General features: G+C 35.5%; 1 protein-coding gene. It reads right to left on the bottom strand.

From position 1 onward, the window contains the following. The coding region (locus AB1414_18045; protein ID MEW6609316.1) for a FlgD immunoglobulin-like domain containing protein at nucleotides 1-3,103 on the bottom strand (3,103 nt) is incomplete at both ends.

The following is a 3,103-nucleotide window of genomic DNA, read 5'->3' as shown; positions in this document are numbered from 1 at the left end:
GATACATAATGGCATAGGAATCTTCTAAAATTACATCCGTATCTACAGATAAATTCACTGTAATTTTGTTATTGTTTCTATCTATATCATTAACTCCACTTATGTTCTGCCAGATTGTTCCATTATATCTCCAGATAGCTAAATTGTCCTCTGTAATTCCTATTGGTAAGGGTAATTTATGTCCATAATACATTGTAAGGGAAATATTACCTGTGGGGTGTGCTAATGTTATATCAGTATGTTCAGTGTTAAACCACCAAAATTCTATGGCTGGGTCTATTGGTGTATAACCTTCATTTGGTGTAATAGTTCCCTGCTTAATACTAATAGTATTAGTACTCACTGTTACGCCGCTGGTAGCATAAGTCTCAGCTGTTGTATCAGGAGGAATTACCAGATAGGTTTTAGTCCCAAGAGATGGATAATTAAAATAAACATATATATAACCCTCTACACTGACATAAAAGGTAAGTTTTTGGCTATAATTACTATTAGTGTTTTTATCCCATGCCTCTACCCAGATGGTATAAGTTCCTCCTTCATTAATGGTAAGGTTTTCATATATTATTCGTCCGCTATTTTCGGTTTCATTAATTTTTTCGTCTCTTCGACTACCACCAAATAATTTATGTGGTTCATCTTCTTCCCCGGTAGATTGTTTCTTGACTATAATTTTTGATGATGCAAAATCTACCTTTGACTTACCAGTTTCAATTTCTGACAAAGTTACTGTAATCTTCTGAATTACATTTGGTCCAAAAATATCTTTGTCTTTTAACACCGTACTGTCCACTAAAATATCAGATATTTTAGGTCCCATTCTATCTAATATCGTAAAGGTAAATATTTGAGGTGTATCCTCTGAACCATTTTTAGCCTTGTCCACAGCTTTTACTTCAATTGTATAGTCATCTGGTATAGTTAAGGAGTCTTTCAAAGTCCACTTTACCGTGTCAATACCATTATTTGAAGGCTCACCCGCCATAACCAAACCAACAGAATTTTTAAGTATAATAGTAGATAAGCCAAAATCAATTCCTGCCCCCCCTTGGTCCATTAATTGAGCAGAGATGACAGATATATTCTCAGTTGGTTCATGGATAGTATTCGCCCCTGGGTCGGTCATAATTATTACCGGTGCTATATAATCTGGTTTGATAATTGGAGAGTCAATTACTTCTACCCTACCTTCAACTGATTCAGAGGTTCTACTATATCCTTTTGCATGATTTGGTTTTTGATGCCACTTCTCGGCTATTGGATTTTCAGCCGCATCTCGAACATAATCTATAAATTTCCAGCACGAACCTACTAATTCTACTTGCATTCTTATAATATATGTCCCGTTTGGAATATTCCAATCCTTGATTCCAACACCCCAATCAATATAATATTGATTTTCATCTAAAGGGTCTCGCTGAAGAGGAACTAATGTATTCCAGTCATTTCCTTTATTTCCATCTCCCTCATCCGGTAAATCAGTGCCAAGTTTAGGATACCACCCATGGCCTGTCTCTGTTCCAAAAGGGCCTGTATAATAATTAGGATAACCATTAGTAAACGGGTCCTCATCTGAATCCCCTGTATTCAAATCAGGTAATCCTAATGGCCTTAACTCATTCCCCAGGGCATCAAAACAGGTAAAGTCAACTAAAAGATAAGGTAAGGTGTAAATATCTTCTGAATCCATCTCAAATCCTAAATTTTGTAATTGAGCCTTTGTTGCCTCTAATGTAACATGAATATCTGTCCAGAAATCGGTATCATCTTCTGTCTGAGGGGTAGGAGTAAAGATACTTGGATTAATCTTCAATTCTGTAATGGTAATGTTAATAGTACTTGCCTTTATTATGCCAATTCTTTCTGTTGCTTTATTTCCTGCTGTATCAACAGCATTAATCTTAAAGGTATAGTCTCCATCTTTTACTAATCCTCCACCCAAATTCTTTCCATCCCATGTTGCTGAACAATTATCCCCATATTGAGGTTCAGGGATAGTTAATTTTCTAATCCGGTCGTTGTCCTGCCATATTTCTATTGTTACCTTAGACCCTATTTCTAAGAGGGTATATTTTATAGTTACATTTTCAGAGCCTGGTCTAAATATACCAGGGAAGGCACCAAAGTTAGTAATAACAGGTGGAGTAGCATCAATTACAATTTCCTCTTGACTGCGTATGCCATTATTTTCAGCATTGTTACCTGCAGAACTAAAATAACCATAGAAATAACTTGTTGTATCGTCTTTTTGTTTTATAGTATATAAATTAGAATATACACCGTCTCCGGGTATTACATCTTTATGAGTATCAGCTCCGTTATCATAAAGAGAAATACCCTGCACAATTAAACCCATATCAGTGTAGGCAACTCCTCCATTGGCAAAAGAGGCAATTATACCTTTAATCTCTCCCAGTCCCTGGTAATCATTGACTAATTTACCAAAATAAATATTAGCATTAGAAGCCTCAAACCTACCACTTTGTGAAGCAGTTCCTAACCAGATATGGGCATCATTATTATCATATACTACCACCATTGTTCCTGTAGCTATTCTTGCATCCTCAAATATTACCGCTGTAGTCGTTCGCGTTGGTTGTCCAAGTGTATTTAATATGTTTACTGCCGTTAGATTAATAATAACATCATCATCTATTTTCATTACTTTTTTAACCCAGATACCTTCTGTGATAGTAGATGTGGCAATATTGTTATAATCAGATATCGGGAATCCGAAGAAAATATCGGTATTAGATACACTAATTTCTCCATCTTTAGTTGCTGATGTTACCCAAACACAAGAGTTATTTGTAATCTTTATCTTATCCCCTGCTTTAATATCATTTGAATAAATAGTCATAGTTGAAGTAGCCAGGGTAATATTATTTATTGTGAATGTCCCATTTTCTGGAGTTAATGTTTTTAATCTAACGATTCTTGCTCCAGATACAGGTGGGAACTCATTACCTCGCAAGGCAATAGTTCCAAAGATTTCATTGTTATTAATTGCAGGATTACCTGCTTTATCTTCAAAATAAGCCGAGTAGGCAAAAGTTCCCACATCTGTTTGGACAACTTTATAGTATTCCGCATATATTCCATT

It is taken from the genome of bacterium (assembly GCA_040755795.1).
Lineage (GTDB): Bacteria > UBA9089 > CG2-30-40-21 > CG2-30-40-21 > SBAY01 > JBFLXS01.
The sequence above is the reverse complement of the archived record's forward strand: the minus strand, read 5'-3'. Positions and strand labels throughout refer to the sequence as shown.